Annotated in this window: 14 protein-coding genes and 3 rRNA genes; all 17 read right to left on the bottom strand. The window is 42.1% G+C overall.

Going from position 1 to position 18,265, the window contains the following annotated elements:
- Positions 1–90 precede the first annotated feature (90 nt).
- Positions 91–540: a threonine/serine exporter family protein gene (locus AC3B6D_RS04755; RefSeq protein ID WP_489756808.1), complete on the bottom strand. Its 450-nt coding sequence runs from the start codon at positions 538–540 to the stop codon at positions 91–93.
- Between the two features lie 17 nt (positions 541–557).
- Entirely contained in the window at positions 558–1,313 is a 756-nt protein-coding gene (locus AC3B6D_RS04750) for a threonine/serine exporter family protein (protein WP_489769408.1), read from the bottom strand.
- A 76-nt stretch (positions 1,314–1,389) separates the two neighbouring features.
- Positions 1,390–1,506 (bottom strand): 5S ribosomal RNA (gene rrf / locus AC3B6D_RS04745).
- 73 nt (positions 1,507–1,579) lie between these two features.
- Positions 1,580–4,496 (bottom strand): 23S ribosomal RNA (locus AC3B6D_RS04740).
- A gap of 155 nt (positions 4,497–4,651) precedes the next feature.
- Positions 4,652–6,218: ribosomal RNA gene (locus AC3B6D_RS04735) — 16S ribosomal RNA — on the bottom strand.
- The 16S, 23S and 5S rRNA genes sit together here, the layout of an rRNA operon.
- A gap of 399 nt (positions 6,219–6,617) precedes the next feature.
- A complete protein-coding gene (locus AC3B6D_RS04730; RefSeq protein ID WP_489756810.1) occupies positions 6,618–7,745 on the bottom strand; it encodes an LCP family protein in 1,128 nt (375 codons plus the stop codon).
- Positions 7,746–7,892: 147 nt separating this feature from the next.
- Entirely contained in the window at positions 7,893–8,639 is a 747-nt protein-coding gene (locus AC3B6D_RS04725; RefSeq protein WP_489775039.1) for an aspartate/glutamate racemase family protein, read from the bottom strand.
- A gap of 2 nt (positions 8,640–8,641) precedes the next feature.
- Positions 8,642–10,174 (bottom strand): UDP-N-acetylmuramoyl-L-alanyl-D-glutamate--2,6-diaminopimelate ligase, encoded by a 1,533-nt coding sequence (locus AC3B6D_RS04720; RefSeq protein ID WP_489775038.1) that lies wholly within the window; start codon positions 10,172–10,174, stop codon positions 8,642–8,644.
- On the bottom strand, positions 10,171–11,214 hold the full coding sequence (locus tag AC3B6D_RS04715) for a sensor histidine kinase (RefSeq protein ID WP_489769405.1): 1,044 nt from the start codon (positions 11,212–11,214) through the stop codon (positions 10,171–10,173). The genes AC3B6D_RS04720 and AC3B6D_RS04715 overlap by 4 nt, the downstream gene beginning before the upstream one ends.
- 2 nt (positions 11,215–11,216) lie before the next feature.
- Complete coding sequence (locus AC3B6D_RS04710; RefSeq protein WP_489769849.1) at positions 11,217–11,903, bottom strand: response regulator transcription factor; 687 nt, start codon at positions 11,901–11,903, stop codon at positions 11,217–11,219.
- A gap of 70 nt (positions 11,904–11,973) precedes the next feature.
- Positions 11,974–12,969 (bottom strand): zinc ribbon domain-containing protein, encoded by a 996-nt coding sequence (locus AC3B6D_RS04705; RefSeq protein ID WP_489775037.1) that lies wholly within the window; start codon positions 12,967–12,969, stop codon positions 11,974–11,976.
- A 158-nt stretch (positions 12,970–13,127) separates the two neighbouring features.
- Positions 13,128–13,871, bottom strand: coding sequence for a carboxyltransferase subunit alpha (gene accA, locus AC3B6D_RS04700; protein WP_489775309.1), 744 nt, complete (start codon positions 13,869–13,871; stop codon positions 13,128–13,130).
- A gap of 16 nt (positions 13,872–13,887) precedes the next feature.
- The gene (locus tag AC3B6D_RS04695) at positions 13,888–14,745 is read right to left on the bottom strand and encodes an acetyl-CoA carboxylase carboxyltransferase subunit beta (RefSeq protein WP_489756815.1); all 858 of its coding nucleotides are present in this window, start codon (positions 14,743–14,745) and stop codon (positions 13,888–13,890) included.
- Positions 14,738–16,123, bottom strand: a complete 1,386-nt coding sequence (locus AC3B6D_RS04690) for an acetyl-CoA carboxylase biotin carboxylase subunit (RefSeq protein ID WP_489756816.1) — start codon at positions 16,121–16,123, stop codon at positions 14,738–14,740. Before AC3B6D_RS04690 ends, AC3B6D_RS04695 begins: the two co-directional genes overlap by 8 nt.
- A gap of 12 nt (positions 16,124–16,135) precedes the next feature.
- Positions 16,136–16,582, bottom strand: coding sequence for a 3-hydroxyacyl-ACP dehydratase FabZ (gene fabZ / locus AC3B6D_RS04685; RefSeq protein ID WP_489756817.1), 447 nt, complete (start codon positions 16,580–16,582; stop codon positions 16,136–16,138).
- A 17-nt stretch (positions 16,583–16,599) separates the two neighbouring features.
- The gene (locus AC3B6D_RS04680) at positions 16,600–17,025 is read right to left on the bottom strand and encodes an acetyl-CoA carboxylase biotin carboxyl carrier protein (protein WP_489756818.1); all 426 of its coding nucleotides are present in this window, start codon (positions 17,023–17,025) and stop codon (positions 16,600–16,602) included.
- Positions 17,026–18,258, bottom strand: coding sequence for a beta-ketoacyl-ACP synthase II (fabF, locus tag AC3B6D_RS04675; protein ID WP_489769403.1), 1,233 nt, complete (start codon positions 18,256–18,258; stop codon positions 17,026–17,028).
- Positions 18,259–18,265 lie beyond the last annotated feature (7 nt).

The following is an 18,265-nucleotide window of genomic DNA, read 5'->3' as shown; positions in this document are numbered from 1 at the left end:
ATCCGCTGGCTATTGTTATTAATAACAATCGACATTCCCAGAATCATCACTAAAAAGTGATCACTCGACTCATCGCATATCATCAATCTATCATGAATAACGCCGAAATGCAAGATCTACAATTAATTGGGCTAAGATATAGCCCATTGCAATTGCCCCAATAATTAAAATGACTAGCACTGTTAAATGCAGCCCTTCGAAGATTTGTCCAAAAACCAGTGCTCGTACAGCTTGATATGCGGTTGCTCCAGGAACTAGTGGCACCAACGCTGGTATATTAAATAGACTCACGGGCATCTTTTTATAACGCGCACATAAATAACTAACAATTCCAATCATTAGTGCCGCAATTAAGTTAGCGAATACTTTACCTGATTTCACAAAATTACTTAAAATCCAATAAATCATCCAGCCTAATGATCCACAAACACCACTAGTAATGAGCGCTGTGCGCGGAATATTAATACAGAGTGCATATCCAATGGTGCCGACAAAGCTAAATGTAATTTGAATAATAATTTGAATCGCATTTAGTATCATATACGAAACTCCCTTCTTTAAAAGAATCTCAGTACCATTGCGATACCGCCGCCAATCGCCATTGCACTCAAAATCGCCGAACCCATTCGAGCTAACCCTGATATTAAGTGCCGTGCCATCAGGTCGCGCAGTGCATTCGTTAACGATACTCCTGGCACTAAGGGCATCACAGCACCAATAATTAAGTAGTTTAAATTATTTACACAGTGAATTTTTTGAAGCACAACGGCTAAAAGCGCAATAGTGGTTGCTGCTAAAAAAGTACTGATAAAACTAATATCAATCCATTGTTTGACAAAATAATCAATTAAATAACCAATCATTCCTACAATTCCTGCAGGCACAAAATCAACCCAATCATATTCGCCCACAAATAAAATCATCAAGGTGCAACTCAACAAAAAAGCACCAGCCGCTTTTAACCACAATGGAAAATCTAACATCGACCGCTCAATTTGCTGTAACCCTTGTTCTAATTGCTCTAAAGTTAATTGTTCAGCCACAAATTGACGTGATAATGAATTAACTTCCGTCACTTTATATAAATTAGTCGTTTCGTGGTTAATTTGCACCATTCTTGTATTAGTCAAACGATCAGCGCTTAAAAAAATTCCCGTCGGCGTCGTATAAATCTCCGGGTGTTCAATTCCACCCTTTAGCAAAATTCGTTGCATTGTATCCTGGGCACGATGCATTTCTGCTCCGGATTCAATCATAATTTTTCCCGCTAATAATCCGACGTCAACTATTCGTCGTTGTTGTTTGTAAGCCATAATCAGTACTCATCCCATTCTTTTTAAAGACACAAAAAAAGATTATCATTATTAAAATGATAATCTTTTATAAACAGCATGGCAACGACCTATCCTCGCAGGTAGTTTCCCACCAACTACTTTCGGCGCTGAGAAGCTTAACTTCTGTGTTCGGCATGATTCCAGGTGTTTCCTCCTCGCTATCGCCACCACACTTGCTCTCTTCTTACCTTCTGAAAGAACCTTAGTCCTCTCAAAACTGAATATTATGTTCTTACTCGACACCCTTGGTTAAGCCCTCGACCGATTAGTATTGCTCAGCTCCATGTATCACTACACTTCCACTCGCAACCTATCTACCTCATCTTCTTTGAGGGGTCTTACTTCATTACTGAATGGGAAATCTCATCTTGAGGTGGGTTTCACACTTAGATGCTTTCAGCGTTTATCCCTTCCATACTTAGCTACCCAGCTATGCCTTTGGCAAGACAACTGGTACACCAGTGGTATGTCCATCCCGGTCCTCTCGTACTAAGGACAGATCCTCTCAAATTTCCTACGCCCGCGACGGATAGGGACCGAACTGTCTCACGACGTTCTGAACCCAGCTCGCGTACCGCTTTAATGGGCGAACAGCCCAACCCTTGGGACCGACTACAGCCCCAGGATGCGATGAGCCGACATCGAGGTGCCAAACCTCCCCGTCGATGTGAACTCTTGGGGGAGATAAGCCTGTTATCCCCAGGGTAGCTTTTGTCCGTTGAGCGATGGCCCTTCCATACGGTGCCACCGGATCATTAAGCCCGACTTTCGTCCCTGCTCGACTTGTCTGTCTCGCAGTCAAGCTCCCTTCTACCTTTACACTCTACGAATGATTTCCAACCATTCTGAGGGAACCTTTGGGCGCCTCCGTTACTGTTTAGGAGGCGACCGCCCCAGTCAAACTGCCCACCTGACACTGTCTCCCGCCGTGCTTCAACGGCGCGGGTTAGAGCTTTCATATAACAAGGGTAGTATCCCACCAGCGCCTCCTTCGATACTAGCGTACCGATCTCTACGGCTCCTACCTATCCTGTACATGTTACACAAAAACTCAATATCAAGCTACAGTAAAGCTCCATGGGGTCTTTCCGTCCTGTCGCGGGTAACCTGCATCTTCACGGGTATTATAATTTCACCGAGTCTATCGTTGAGACAGTGCCCAAATCATTACGCCTTTCGTGCGGGTCGGAACTTACCCGACAAGGAATTTCGCTACCTTAGGACCGTTATAGTTACGGCCGCCGTTTACTGGGGCTTCAATTCTGGGCTTCGACCGAAGTCTAACTCATCCTCTTAACCTTCCAGCACCGGGCAGGCGTCAGCCCCTATACGTCATCTTACGATTTTGCAGAGACCTGTGTTTTTGATAAACAGTTGTTTGGGCCTTTTCACTGCGGCTGGCTCTTACACCAGCACCCCTTCTTCCAAAGTTACGGGGCTATTTTGCCGAGTTCCTTAACGATAGTTCTCTCGCTCACCTTAGGATTCTCTCCTTGACTACCTGTGTCGGTTTGCGGTACGGGTATTCAGTGTCTCACTAGAAGCTTTTCTCGGCAGTGTGACTATTGTGCTTCGCTACTTTAATTTCGCTCCCTATCACAACTCATCCTTCGCGGTTATAAGCATTTGACTCATATCCAGACTCGCTGCTTAGACATGCTTTTCCAGCTGCATGCTCACAATTCATCTCCTGCGTCCCTCCATCGTTCAAACAACACTGAACAGTACAGGAATCTCAACCTGTTTTCCATCGATTACGCCTCTCGGCCTCATCTTAGGTCCCGACTAACCCTGGGCGGACGAGCCTTCCCCAGGAAACCTTAGTCATCCGGTGGACCAGATTCTCACTGGTCTTTCGCTACTCATACCGGCATTCTCACTTCTAAGCTCTCCACCAGTCCTCTCGATCTGGCTTCTTCGTGCTTACAACGCTCTCCTACCACGTACATCTTTCGATGCACATCCACAGTTTCGGTACCATACTTAGCCCCGGTACATTTTCGGCGCAGAACCACTCGACTAGTGAGCTATTACGCACTCTTTAAATGAGTTGCTGCTTCTAAGCCAACATCCTAGTTGTCTGTGCAGTTCCACTTCCTTTTCCACTTAGTATGGATTTTGGGACCTTAACTGGTGATCTGGGCTGTTCCCCTTTCGACGATGGATCTTATCACTCACCGTCTGACTCCCGGAGAAAGATCTTTGGCATTCGGAGTTTATCTGAATTCAGTAACCCATGTTGGGCCCCTAGTCCAAACAGTGCTCTACCTCCAAGATCCTCTTCTCCGAGGCTAGCCCTAAAGCTATTTCGGAGAGAACCAGCTATCTCCAAGTTCGTTTGGAATTTCACCGCTACCCACACCTCATCCCCGCAATTTTCAACTTACGTGGGTTCGGTCCTCCAGTGCGTTTTACCGCACCTTCAACCTGGACATGGGTAGGTCACTTGGTTTCGGGTCTACGACTACGTACTCTCTTTCGCCCTATTCAGACTCGCTTTCGCTTCGGCTCCGTCTTCTCAACTTAACCTCGCACGCAATCGTAACTCGCCGGTTCATTCTACAAAAGGCACGCCATCACTCTTTAACGAGCTCTGACTACTTGTAGGCACACGGTTTCAGGATCTATTTCACTCCCCTTCCGGGGTGCTTTTCACCTTTCCCTCACGGTACTTGTTCTCTATCGGTCACTAGGGAGTATTTAGCCTTGGGAGATGGTCCTCCCTGCTTCCGACGGGGTTTCACGTGCCCCGCCGTACTCAGGATACTGGTAGAGTGTCTCTGATTTCGCCTACTAGACTATCACTATCTCTGGTTCAGCTTCCCAACTGATTCAGCTATCTTCGACTATCTCACGTCCCAGTCCTACAACCCCAAAGAGCATGCTCTCTGGTTTGGGCTCTTTCCGTTTCGCTCGCCGCTACTCAGGAAATCGATTTTTCTTTCTCTTCCTATGGCTACTTAGATGTTTCAGTTCACCACGTCTTCCTCACTTACAACTTTCGTCGCAGTGTGACTAAGCTTTACCTTAGCCGGGTTCCCCCATTCGGATATCTCCGGATCTTCGTTTACTTACAACTCCCCGGAGCATTTCGCTGTTCGTTGCGTCCTTCTTCGGCTCCTAGTACCTAGGCATCCACCGTGCGCCCTTATTATCTTAACCTTAATTACTACTGTTTCTTACTTTCTTCGAATCTCTCGATTCTCGGTGTCTTTCTTCTCATAATATTCAGTTTTCAAAGTACTAATGTTTGAGAGTAGACCTCTCAAAACTAAACAAAGTTTCTTGCCAACTGCTTTCCGTTTATTTTTCCTTAGAAAGGAGGTGATCCAGCCGCAGGTTCTCCTACGGCTACCTTGTTACGACTTCACCCTAATCATTTGTCCTACCTTAGACGGCTAGCTCCCCGAAGGGTTACCCCACCGGCTTTGGGTATTACAAACTCTCATGGTGTGACGGGCGGTGTGTACAAGGCCCGAGAACGTATTCACCGTGGCATGCTGATCCACGATTACTAGCGATTCCAACTTCATACAGGCGAGTTGCAGCCTGCAATCCGAACTGAGAATGGTTTTTAGAGTTCTGCTTGCCCTCACGAGTTCGCTTCTCGTTGTACCATCCATTGTAGCACGTGTGTAGCCCAGGTCATAAGGGGCATGATGATTTGACGTCGTCCCCACCTTCCTCCGGTTTGTCACCGGCAGTCTCACTAGAGTGCCCAACTTAATGCTGGCAACTAGTAACAAGGGTTGCGCTCGTTGCGGGACTTAACCCAACATCTCACGACACGAGCTGACGACAACCATGCACCACCTGTCTTCCTGTCCCCGAAGGGAACCCTGTATCTCTACAGCTTTCAGGAGATGTCAAGACCTGGTAAGGTTCTTCGCGTTGCTTCGAATTAAACCACATGCTCCACCGCTTGTGCGGGCCCCCGTCAATTCCTTTGAGTTTCAACCTTGCGGTCGTACTCCCCAGGCGGAGTGCTTAATGCGTTAGCTGCAGCACTGAGAGGCGGAAACCTCCCAACACTTAGCACTCATCGTTTACGGCATGGACTACCAGGGTATCTAATCCTGTTCGCTACCCATGCTTTCGAGCCTCAGCGTCAGTTACAGACCAGAGAGCCGCCTTCGCCACTGGTGTTCTTCCATATATCTACGCATTTCACCGCTACACATGGAGTTCCACTCTCCTCTTCTGCACTCAAGTTTGACAGTTTCCGATGCACTTCCTCAGTTAAGCTGAGGGCTTTCACATTCAGACTTTTCAAACCGCCTGCGCTCCCTTTACGCCCAATAAATCCGGACAACGCTTGCCACCTACGTATTACCGCGGCTGCTGGCACGTAGTTAGCCGTGACTTTCTGGTTGAATACCGTCACTACTTGAGCAGTTACTCTCAAGCACGTTCTTCTTCAACAACAGGATTTTACGATCCGAAAACCTTCTTCATCCACGCGGCGTTGCTCCATCAGACTTTCGTCCATTGTGGAAGATTCCCTACTGCTGCCTCCCGTAGGAGTTTGGGCCGTGTCTCAGTCCCAATGTGGCCGATTACCCTCTCAGGTCGGCTACGTATCATCGCCTTGGTGGGCCTTTACCTCACCAACTAGCTAATACGCCGCAGGTCCATCCTTTAGTGACAGCCGAAACCGTCTTTCATTCCTTAATCATGTGATTAAGCACTTTATGCGGTATTAGCAACTGTTTCCAATTGTTATCCCCCGCTAAAGGGCAGGTTACCTACGTGTTACTCACCCATCCGCCGCTCGCGTCCATATCTTCCTACCCGAAGGTATTCCGTTACTTCTGCTCGCTCGACTTGCATGTATTAGGCACGCCGCCAGCGTTCGTCCTGAGCCAGGATCAAACTCTCATTTTTTGTTAGTTTGTTGACTCAGACTTAGAACTCTAACGTTCTTTGTCTTCTTTATTACTTTTAAATTGACAGGTTCTTTTTCAAGAACCCAGCACTTGGCTTTTAAAGAAACTTTGTTCAGTTTTCAAAGATCTACTTAACTTTTTGTTGATTACCACTTGATTAAGCGGCTCATTTAGTTTATCATCTTATCATGAGCTTGTCAACTGTTTTTTTTATTTGCTTAACAGTGACGCGCATGACTCATTGACAACAGAAAATATATTATCAACTTTTTTACCCTTTTGCAACCCCTTTGCCCATCTTTTTTTATTCTTTTTTGCTACTTATTGCTCTATCCCTTGGTATGACTGCTTTTTTACGATATAAAAAAAGCAATTTATTTTTAAAATAAATTGCTTTTTAGTTATCAATCAAGTAATTACTATTAACATTTTCGCCATAAATTACATAATTTTGATTTACTTTTTCCTTAAAATCAAAACCATTTTTCGTCACATTCATTTTATTTTGTCGTGTCTCGACGTTATTAATCTTTTCTTTATCTTGGCCAACACTGGTTCTTAATTTATCCGATACGCGCTGTAATTCTTTAGTTGGCGCTACTTCATAAGAAATTCCGTCAATTAGGGTGCCGTGCCCTTGCAAATGATCAGAGTCCATGTTTTTAGACGCTCCTCGATAATATTGAATTAACGCAGTAATATCATCCAATGATAGATTAGTACTCATCGAATTAGAAATGCTATTCAACACTTTTTGAAGATTAGGTAACGTACTTAGAGAAGTTGCTTTTTTGACAATTGCCATAATAACCTGACGTTGTCGCATTTGCCGACCATAATCGCCTTGCGGATCGTCGTAACGCATTCGTGCGTAAGACAGACTTTGTTTGCCGTTAATGACTTGCTTACCTTTATGAAAACTACTGCCATCGTAACTGAACGCAAACGGTGCATCTACTTCAACTCCACCGACTGCGTCTACTATTTTAGGCAGTGAATGAAAGTCCAAAGTAATATAATTATCAATCTTGATATTAACTAATTTTTGCACAGTTTTCACCGCTGCCTCAGACTCTCCTAAATTATAAGCGGAATTAATTTTCTGAATCACATGCTGGCCGCTTTTTATCCCATAAATTTCCGATAAAGTATCCCGTGGAATACTCATTAACACTGTTTTTTTAGTTTGTGGATTGATCGTTGCCAAAATCATAGTATCTGAATTACCACGATCAGTGCGTCCTTCATCGCCTGTATCTACTCCTAACAATAGAATAGTAACTGGCTTTTTTTGCGCGATCGTTTTGGAAGGTCGAATTGCGGTACTCGGCCGATAAGCATTGCCTAAAGCATTACTAGCTTGCGAGTAAATACGAAAGCCGTAAGCCCCGACGATAAAAATAGCCATAATTAAAAAGAGCAAAATGCTCTTCAAAAAACGATGACTTCCCATTTGGTGCTGTGATTGCATCGAAACTTTTTGATTGCGTTTCAATAAGGATTTATTTGGTTCTGAATTATTCATTACTTCAATTAACCTCAAAATTCTAAATGATTTACTCAACTGTGAATTTTGATTTAGCGCTAAGCTAAATAAGCTTTTCACAATTTAGATTATTAATTATACATTATCAAAGCAATAATGCAATTCTAATATAAAATAATTTTCAGTCTAGGACTGCGCTACTCCAGCTTGAATCATTACGGGTAAGCCTTGCTGTAGCCTTTGACCTAAATTGACACAAGTATCAACCATAATACTTTGCGCATCAACTACTGAATAATTATGTTGCGGTGCTTTCTCTTGGGCCAAAGAAAGTTCTGTACAACCTAAAATAACCACGTCGGCTCCAAAATCATGCACCATTCGCTTGAGAATCTGATGATATAACTGTGCATCAACTACCCCTTGTTCTTTGATACAATCATAGATCAAAGCCATCACATCCGCCTGCAGCTGTTCATCACCCAACGTATAATCTAATCCCTGTTGTTGTAATTCTTGTTGATAGACTTGATCCGCTAAAGTACCTTTCGTGGCAATTAATCCCACTTTTTGCGCTCGGGGATAGTGCTGTTTCAAATAGCTAACAGCACTCCGGGGCATATGCAATAATGGAATTGACGTCTCTTGTTGTAATTGTTCATAGAAATAATGCGCAGTATTGCAAATAATCACCATAAAAGCGGGCTGTAAGAGTGATTGTTGTTGAATATCTTCTAACAAATCGGGATAAAAATTCGGTTTTTGATGATCCAAAATATAATCGGTTCGATCAGGAATACTAGCATGATTGACTAATAAATAATTTAAATATTCTTGATCCTTAATTGCAGGGGTTCTTGCATTTAACAGACGCACAAAACTTTCCGTGGCTGCCGTGCCCATGCCGCCAATAATTGTAAAAAAGTCTTTCATCGCTATCCCTCAATTTCTTGAACTATCTGTTGTGCCACATTTAAGTCATTGGGATAATCCACATTCACACCACGAATTTTTTGGTACTTATCTTCACCTTTACCAGCTAACACGACAATATCTTGCGGTTGACTAGTAGTAATCGCCGCTTGAATCGCCTGCTGACGATCTAGAATAATTGCCACTTGCACTTTCGTATGATCAATTAACTGATTGATTTCTTCACAAATAGCTTGAGGATCTTCAAATCCCGGATCATCAGTCGTTAAATACGCCTGATTAGCGTATTTACTTAGAGCTTTAGCAAAACCTGAACGCCGCGAAACGCCCTTGTCGCCAGTACTACCAACTACCACGATAATTTTGGATTGTGGATTTTTCGTTTTTAAAAAATGTAACAACGCCGACATGCTAGCGTAATTATGCGCATAATCAACGTAAATTGTGCCGTGTTGCTTGGTCTTAATTGATTCCATCCGTCCCGGAATATGAACATCCATAATAGATGTTTGAGCCAATTCATAAGGGGCCCCCGCAATCCCAGCACCAATAATTGCGGCAGTCGCATTAGCTTCGTTAAAGTCACCAATCAAACTTAATTGATAATCACCAGCAATATTCAGTTGCTGAGCTTTAGCACTTTGGGCCCTGATCGTAAATTCACTTTCTGCCAATGTACTTTCTTTACTCTGATAAACAAAGTCTGCCACTTGTTCATTGCCACCTTGGCGTGAAAAAACATACAGTTTAGAACTAGGAGTTGTCGCTTTAGCTGCTAAATATACTTCGTCAAAATAGTCAGTATCCCCATTAATCACACAACTCTTTGAATTTACTAAGAGCTGTAATTTGCAATGAAGATAATCGGCAAAATCGGGATGTTCATTGGGACCAATATGATCAGGTGAGATGTTTAAAAAGAAGCCAACATCATATGTTAAACCATAAACACGGTTACGCTTATAAGCCTGTGATGAGACTTCCATCACCAAATGCGTCATCCCACTATCTACGGCTTCACGCATATCATGAAACAAATCCAGTGATTCTGGAGTAGTTAAATTGGACTTAAATTTCTGACTGGGCTTCGGTCCTAAAATCCGATCAATCGTCGAAAATAAGGCGGTCTTTTGATTCGAATAATTTTGCAAGATTCCACGTGTAAAATAGGCCGAAGTCGTTTTCCCTTTAGTTCCTGTAAAAGCAATAATAAACAGATCATTCTGCGGGTAACCATAAAAAGCTGCCCCTAATAACGCCATCGCTTTCTGTACGTCGGTTACAATTAAGGCATTCATGCCCTTGATATCTGGATATGCTACTTCAGAAACATAAGTTGTTGCTCCATTAGCCTGAGCCTGCTTTAAATAACTTTCTTTAAAATGTGTTCCTTTGCAAAAGAACATACCATCCTTTTGTGCCTGCCGTGAATCGTAAGTTACGGCGGTAATTTCATTGTCAAACACAATATCAGCCTGTTTTAGCAACTTATGTTCCTGCAATAATAAAGTACAACCATTTAAAATCAAAGTCATGATTTATCTCCTTCACTGGTTAAATTTTTCGGTAAGTCAATCTGAAAACAAGTTTGTTGTGCATCAGAGTGGACTGTAATCTGTCCATGTTGCATTTGCACCAAGCTTTTGGCAATGGCCAACCCTAAGCCTGTTCCCCCCGTTTTACTCGAACGAGACTGATCGACACGATAAAAACGATCAAACAAGTGTTGCTGATTTTCTGGAGCAATAGCTTGGCCATTATTAATCACCTGTAAAATTACGTGATCTTGTTGTTCTTTAGCGCACAACCAAATATGATCGGCACCTTGACCATACTTGATGGCATTAATTACTAAATTATTAAAAACTCGCCCAAGCTTTTGACTATCAGCTTGCATGATTAACTGCGGAACATCACTGACCACTTCCATTTGAATATGCTGTTTTTTAGCTTCTAATTCAAAATCTGCATCAATCTGTTCCAGCATTTGAATCATATCGAATGTTTGAATATTTAATTTAGTGTTCGAGTTATTAGCACGAACATATTCAAATAAATCATTCACTAGCGAACGTAACTGTAACGATTTTTGATAAGCAATATGCACGTATTTTTGCACATCGGCCGTTGACGTTTGCGGATTTTGTTCAATTAAACCTAAAAAGCCAATAATTGACGTCAATGGCGTCCGTAAATCATGACTCACATTAGTAATCAATTCGTCTTTACTTTGTTCCGCAGCCACTTGATTTTTCATGGATTCACTGGCGGTTTGCATCACTTTATCCATTTGCTGAATTAATTGTTGCAGTTCCAAAATAGTAATGCCATCAGCACTAGTCGCTTCGCCACGCGCCAAATGTTGCAGATAATACTGTGTACGATGTAATTGGCGTTGATACAAATATTGATAGGCTAAAAGAATTATTATTAACCCGTCTAACAATCCTATCAGCCACCATAACTGGGGCGTTTGATTAATCATCGTGGCCCATTTGAGTTCACCGCCGACGGCCAATACGAAAATAATGGTCGTTATATAAACTACCCACCGACGGGATAGCATTGCCTTCATGTTTAAGCCTCCACTTTGTAGCCAACACCCCAAACGGTTTCGATGACTTGTTCACCATTAGTTGCTTCTTCTAATTTATCACGCAAATGACTCACATGAACCATCACTGTTTTGGCAGAAATCACACTTTCTTGCTTCCAGACACGCTCAAAGATCTCATCCGCAGAAAAGACGCGATTAGGATGACTGGCTAGTAAATATAAAATGCCAAATTCCAATGCTGTGAGTTGCACTTTCACTCCCGCATTGGTCACGACTTCGTGGGAGCTTTTATCGATGGTAATTGGTCCAATTTCTAATTTATCTGGTAAAATTTCGTGACCTTGAGCATGGGTCCGGCGCAACAAAGATTTCACCCGGGCCATCACCTCTAACGGATTAAAGGGTTTAACCACATAGTCATCAGCACCCGTAATTAGTCCTTGGATTTTATCCAAATCACTAGTTTTGGCAGAAACTACAATAATGGGAATTTGTGAATCCTTACGTAATTTTTTAATCACTTCAATTCCTGACATGCCGGGCATCATAATGTCTAATATTAAGAGTGCAATATCCGGATTAGCTTTTAATTGATCGAGCGCTTGTACACCAGAATTAGCAACAACTGGTTGATAGCCTTCATTTTTTAAATAAATGCTGAGCAGTTCCACAATATCTTGGTCATCGTCTACCACTAAAATTTTCAACAATTATCGCCTCACAAGTTAACTTCTATCTCCCAAACTTAAACATATCATACCATATCTTAAGAAACGCTTATTGCCGCACATTACTCTGTTTAAATTGATGCCAATCCCAAATTGTCAAAATTAATAATAAAATACTCAATGTTAAAGCTGATTTGCCACTAGCACCGAGACTTAGTGGTTGCATGACACCACTTTTGGCGGCAAAGCTCAAACTCACATGTAAGATTAACCAACCACCAAAGTACCACAGTAAGTTCCAAAAATTACCCCACTTAATTAACTTTTTACCAAAATGATTCGGCATCAAGGCGCCCAAGATAATCAATAGTGGTCCGGCGGCAATAATCCATAATCCTAGATCCGGATTAATTTGAAAATGTAAGTAATAATTTAACAAGTTAAGTGCTTGTTTAATAGTCTGCGCTAAAGAGAAATTGGTCACCACATTGCTGCCAAAAAAGTTATTACTAAAAAAGTTTGGCCAGTAGCTGCTACTCAATAAAATACCTGCAATAATTAATAACAGCCACGAGCGCTGACTTTTTGACTTGGTTGTTGGCACAACCGTTGACACTTCTGTTACTCCCGCTTGAGTTTGTGGTTGTAAGGGTTTGGTAAAATTCGGTTGTTGATAGTGATCAACGCGCGCTTTAACCATTGGACGCCGTTTAATAGCCGCAGAAGTTGCCGGCTGTTTGCGGCGAAAAGCATTCCGGATTTTTTGATCCAGATTAGTTTGCCGCCGATTAGCGTGCCAATAACCAGCCACAATCAACCCTAATGCGACCACTAAGCTCAACCATTTACCAATATAAACATAAGTCAAAATAACAAAAATAACGGCTAAAACATCCATAATGGGATTATTCTTGAGCCAGAGCAAAAAACTAACCATAGAATTAGTCGAAGATTGATGATAACGCTGTGCCCGCGAATAAGTTTGATCTCTACCATCAGCATCAGCGTGCGCTCTTTGCGGCTCCGCCACTAATTGATAACCACAGGTCGGACATTTTTTGGCATTAGCTTTGATTTTGGCACCACAGTTGGGACAATATTGCATCAAAATCATCCTTTCAATTTCAGTTATATTAATTGATAATTATAGTTTTATCTTAAAGGATAATTATGAAGAATTACCAAATTTTATCAACTAAATTTTTAAACAAATTAAGCGCAACCAACAAAATAGGTGCTGGCTGCGCTTAATCAGACATTTTATTAAAATTTACGAAATCGTTCTTTGCGCTGTTGCAATAAATCAGACAAACTTAACTGATCGAATTGAGCCAATTGTTGATCAATCAAGGTCTGTAATTGTTTGGCTTGATCATCTAAAACCGTCTCGGGTAAAACTTGTTCAATAATTTGATTTTGTTTCAACCAAGCGGGTTCAATATGCATCATTTCCGCTGCTTTATTAGCCAGCTTGGAATCTTTCCACATAATAGAAGCAAAGCCTTCTGGCGAAAGAACAGTATACATACTGTGTTCTAGCATCCACACTTGATCAGAACAGGCCAAAGCTAACGCGCCACCCGAACCTGCTTCGCCAATAATAATAGTTAAAATGGGAACTTGCAGTTGCAACATTTCACTGATGCTCTTAGCCAATATTTGGCCTTGACCTTTCACTTCAGCCTCTTCACCCGGATAAGCACCTGGAGTATTAATCAACGTGACAATTGGTGCACCCATTTTTTGCGCTAATTTCATTACGCGTAAAGCTTTCCGATAACCTTGCGGGGTTGGACTACCAAAATGAGTGGCTAGGCGTTCCTCTAATTCCTGACCTTTATTCGTGGCTACTACCGCCACCGTCCGTTGCTTGAGCTTAGCAAAGCCGGCAATAATCGCCGGATCATCACTATCCACTTGATCGCCATGTACAGCAAAAAAGTCCGTAAATAATTGATCAATCAGCGGTTGCAAGTCAGCTTTCCTATCACTTCGCGCACCTTCCATGATCGTACTAACTTGTTTACTCACTTTGCGCAGCTCCCTTCCACTTTTGACCAGCAAAAATTGTCAAGATTTGATCTAATTTCTGTAGTTGTTGTGGTCGCGCCACAATTTCATCAATAAAACCATGCTGATAAGCGTTTTCTACACTTTGAAAATCTGAAGGCAATTTCTTATTGATGGTTTGCTCAATGACGCGCCGCCCAGCAAAACCTAACAACGCTTGGGGTTCTGCTAGCGTAATATCAGCCTGTGAGGCAAAGCTAGCTGTTACGCCTCCGGTAGTAGGATCCATGATCACTGCCACATACAATAATCCAGCTTGGCGATGTTCATTAATTGCTTGCGAGATTTTCGCCATCTGCATTAAGGAATGAATTCCTTCTTGCATCCGAGCACCACCAGAAGCAGTGAACATAACAACTGGTAATTTTCGTTCTGTTGCTTGCTCAAATAAACGGGTAATTTTTTCACCAGTAGCTGTTCCTAAACTTCCCATAATGAAGTTAGGATCCATAATTCCTAAAGCCACATCATGTTGAGCCAACTTGGCTTGTCCAGTTAAAACTGAATCCAACAATTTTGTCTTCGTCTGAGCCTTATGCAATTTCTCTTGATAATCTGGAAACTTTAAAGGATCAGTCGTGGCTAACTCAGCATCCCATTCTTGAAAATCTTTCGTTAACATCTTCAAGCGTTGGCGAGCATTCACCCGAAAACCATAACCACATTCCGGACAAACTTGAAATTTACCGGCCCGCCGAAAATAAAACTTACTGCCACAATGAGGACAATAACGAAAAATTCCTTGTGGAACATTATGATAATAACTATTTAAGGCTTGAATCGGATGAGGCGCAAAATGATTTTCACTCATCGTCACTAGCCCCCTTTGAGGATTGTGCCATATATTGCGGTAAAAACTTTTGATCAATATATGTGGTCAAATAATGACCTTGGCGAACTTCCTCTTGTTGTAATAATTGAATCAAGAAATCATCGTTCGTCGTGACACCATCAATTTTGAATTCTCGCAATGAATTAATCAAACGGCGCAAAACGACCGGGCGCTGTGAACCAAAAGCAATAATCTTAATAATCATTGAATCATAAAATGGTGATATCTGATCACCACTGTTCACGCCACTTTCAACGCGAACCCCTAGCCCACCGGGCCAGGACATTTGCTTAATCTGACCAGCCTGCGGTTGAAAATTTTTTTTCGGATCTTCCGCATTAATTCTCGCTTCGATAGCTGCACCATGGATCTGCACATCCGCTTGCGTCATGGACAAATCAGCGCCTGCAGCAATTTTTAATTGCTCTTGCACCAAATCAACTTGCGCTACTTCTTCAGTAATAGAATGTTCTACCTGAATCCGCGTATTCATTTCCATGAAATAAAAATGATGTTGCGGATCCATTAAAAATTCAATCGTCCCTACATTTTGATAGTCAATTGCTTTGACTGCGCGAATGGCTAACTGCTGCAAATGTTGCCGTTCTTGCTCATTAATCTCTACGCAAGGCGTTTCTTCCAAAACTTTTTGTTGCCGTCGTTGTAAGGAACAGTCTCGTTCAGGCAAGGCCACCACGTGCCCTGCTTGATCAGCCATAATCTGAACTTCAATATGCTTAGCAGGAGAGATAATCTTTTCCAAATACATGCGGTCATCACCAAAAGATAACTTTGCTTCTTCTTGCGCTTGCACAAAAGAATCACTTAATTCTTCTGGTTTAAAAACTTTACGAATTCCTTTACCGCCACCACCAGCAGCGGCTTTGAGCATGACTGGATAACCGACTTTTTGGGCAATTGCTAATGCTTCTTGCGCATTAGCGACAAAACCTTCACTACCCGGAATAACCGGCACCTCATTTTGTTGCATGGTAATCCGCGCATTAGCCTTATTACCCATCAACGCAATGGTTTTGGCCTTAGGACCAATAAAAGTCAACTGACATTCTTCACACAATTGTGCAAATTCCGGACTTTCGGATAAAAAGCCATAACCTGGGTGGATTGCTTGCGCTCCTGTTAATAAAGCAGCACTCACAATGTTTTGCATATTCAAATAGGAATCAGCTGGTTGTGGGCCACCAATGCAAACTGCTTCATCGGCTTCTTTCACATGTTGTGCATTTTTATCAGCCGTTGAATAAACTGCTACTGAGGTAATATTTAATTCGCGTAAAGCGCGAATAATCCGCACAGCAATTTCCCCACGGTTGGCAATTAAAACTTTTTCCAACATTTCAACTCTCACCTACTGTACGGCAAATGTTAATTCACCAGAACAAGCAATTTGGTCATCAACATAAGCAGTCGCTTTACCAATACCAATATTTCCACGTAATTTATCTAATTTAACTTCCAAACGTAAACTATCGCCGGGACGTACCATTTGCCGGAATTTAACTTTCTTAACACCACCGAAATAAGCGGTCTTGCCTTTAAATTCAGGCATCGTTAATAAAGCAATTGCCCCTGTTTGTGCCAAAGCTTCCAAGATTAAAGCTCCAGGCATCACGGGGTTACCCGGAAAATGTCCCTGGAAATAACTTTCATTGACAGAAACATTCTTGCGACCAATTGCATATTGACCAGGTTGATAATCTAGTACTCGATCGACTAATAACATTGGGTAACGATGTGGTAAAATTTCTTGAATTTGGACAACATCTAAACTTTGTTTATTTTCATTTGCTTCCATTAATCTTCTGAGCCCTCCTAATTGGGTGTGACAGTAAATAGGGGTTGATCATATTCCACAACCTCTTCATCAGAAACTAAGATTTCACTAATAGTTCCCTTAATCTCACTCTTAACTTCTGTCATCATCTTCATTGCTTCAATGACACAAACAACATCGCCCACTTCTACTTGATCCCCAACTTTTTTAAATTGTGGTTGGTCAGGAGAAGATTGGAGATAAACAATCCCAACTAAAGGCGACTTGATTTGCGGCAATTGTGCTGTATCTTCTACCACAGTAGCTTGATTATCTGGTACTACTGAACTAGGAGTTACGGTGGCTGGAGCAGTTTGACTTTGCTTGCTCAAATACAAATGTCCACCATCAAAATCCAAATCTAATTCATTAATGTTACTTTGATTAACTTGCTTCATGAGAGCTTGAATTTCTTCAAAAGTCATTTAAGCTTGCCACCTTTTCATTGCTAGAACTGCATTATGACCACCAAAACCAAAGGAGTTGCTGAGTGCATAATCAATTGTCCGTTGGTTATTGTTAGTTGTTACTAGGTTCACATCACAGTCTGCATCTTGATTCATAATTCCAACATTCACTGGCAATTGTCCAGATTGTAATGCCAAGGTTGTGGCAACTGCTTCGACTGCACCCGCAGCGCCCAATAAATGACCAGTCATACTCTTCGTACTGGAGACCAAAACTGAACTATCAGCACCAAAAACTTGATTAATAGCCTTTGATTCTGCCGAGTCATTGCCTTTAGTTCCCGTGCCATGAGCATTAATATAGCCCACTTGTTGCGGCGTGATTTGGGCTTCTTGCATAGCCAAACTCATTGCCCGCGCTGCTTGGGTACCTTTCGGGTCTGGAGAAGTAATATGGTAAGCATCAGATGTTGTTCCATAACCAACAATTTCACCCAAAATTTCAGCACCACGCGCTTGAGCATGTTCTAAAGATTCCAAAATTAACGTTCCGGCACCTTCGCCCATCACAAAGCCTGAACGACTTTCGTCAAATGGTAGGCTAGCTTTGGTCGGATCAGTGGCCTTAGACAAGGTTGACAAAGACGCAAAACCTGCAATCCCAATCTGATTAATGGAAGCTTCTGAACCACCAGTAATCATAACGTCACTACGTCCATCTTTAATTTGACGGTAAGCTTCACCGATCGCATTCGTACTGGAAGCACAAGCGGTCACAATTGTCGTACTAATATTATGGGCCTGGTAACGCATAGACAAATTACCAGCTGCCATATTAGCAATCGCAGTGGGCACAAACATTGGTGAAACCCGATCCGCACCCTTATCATGCATTTTGATCACTTGTTGTTGAATTGTCGTTAAACCGCCAATACCAGAACCCCAGATTACGCCTAAACGATCGGCATCAGTATTCTCAGCATTGATTTGGGCTTGCGCCATGGCTTCATCGCTAGCATAAACCGCATATTGGGTAAAAGCATCCATGCGCTTCGTATCTTTTTTTGTTAAATGCTGTAACGCATCAAAATCATCTAACTGTCCAGCAACTGTAACTCCTGTACTAGTTGCATCAAAATAAGTAATTGGTTCAAAACCAATCTTTTGTGAATTTAAACCTGCTTGAAAACTAGCAACATCGTTACCGATAGGGGTAACAGCCCCTAGTCCTGTTATTACTACTCTTGTCATAATGATT

The organism is Bombilactobacillus sp. ESL1097, assembly GCF_058107205.1.
This window is presented reverse-complemented; position numbering and strand designations above follow the sequence as displayed.

What these genes read in the sequence shown, in the direction of transcription:
- AC3B6D_RS04755 (WP_489756808.1), bottom strand. Translation starts at nt 540, where the DNA reads ATGATACTAAATGCGATTCAAATTATTATTCAAATTACATTTAGCTTT.
- AC3B6D_RS04750 (WP_489769408.1), bottom strand. Translation starts at nt 1,313, where the DNA reads ATGGCTTACAAACAACAACGACGAATAGTTGACGTCGGATTATTAGCG.
- AC3B6D_RS04730 (WP_489756810.1), bottom strand. Translation starts at nt 7,745, where the DNA reads ATGAATAATTCAGAACCAAATAAATCCTTATTGAAACGCAATCAAAAA.
- AC3B6D_RS04725 (WP_489775039.1), bottom strand. Translation starts at nt 8,639, where the DNA reads ATGAAAGACTTTTTTACAATTATTGGCGGCATGGGCACGGCAGCCACG.
- AC3B6D_RS04720 (WP_489775038.1), bottom strand. Translation starts at nt 10,174, where the DNA reads ATGACTTTGATTTTAAATGGTTGTACTTTATTATTGCAGGAACATAAG.
- AC3B6D_RS04715 (WP_489769405.1), bottom strand. Translation starts at nt 11,214, where the DNA reads ATGAAGGCAATGCTATCCCGTCGGTGGGTAGTTTATATAACGACCATT.
- AC3B6D_RS04705 (WP_489775037.1), bottom strand. Translation starts at nt 12,969, where the DNA reads ATGCAATATTGTCCCAACTGTGGTGCCAAAATCAAAGCTAATGCCAAA.
- accA (WP_489775309.1), bottom strand. Translation starts at nt 13,871, where the DNA reads ATGGAAGGTGCGCGAAGTGATAGGAAAGCTGACTTGCAACCGCTGATT.
- AC3B6D_RS04695 (WP_489756815.1), bottom strand. Translation starts at nt 14,745, where the DNA reads ATGAGTGAAAATCATTTTGCGCCTCATCCGATTCAAGCCTTAAATAGT.
- AC3B6D_RS04690 (WP_489756816.1), bottom strand. Translation starts at nt 16,123, where the DNA reads ATGTTGGAAAAAGTTTTAATTGCCAACCGTGGGGAAATTGCTGTGCGG.
- fabZ (WP_489756817.1), bottom strand. Translation starts at nt 16,582, where the DNA reads ATGGAAGCAAATGAAAATAAACAAAGTTTAGATGTTGTCCAAATTCAA.
- AC3B6D_RS04680 (WP_489756818.1), bottom strand. Translation starts at nt 17,025, where the DNA reads ATGACTTTTGAAGAAATTCAAGCTCTCATGAAGCAAGTTAATCAAAGT.
- fabF (WP_489769403.1), bottom strand. Translation starts at nt 18,258, where the DNA reads ATGACAAGAGTAGTAATAACAGGACTAGGGGCTGTTACCCCTATCGGT.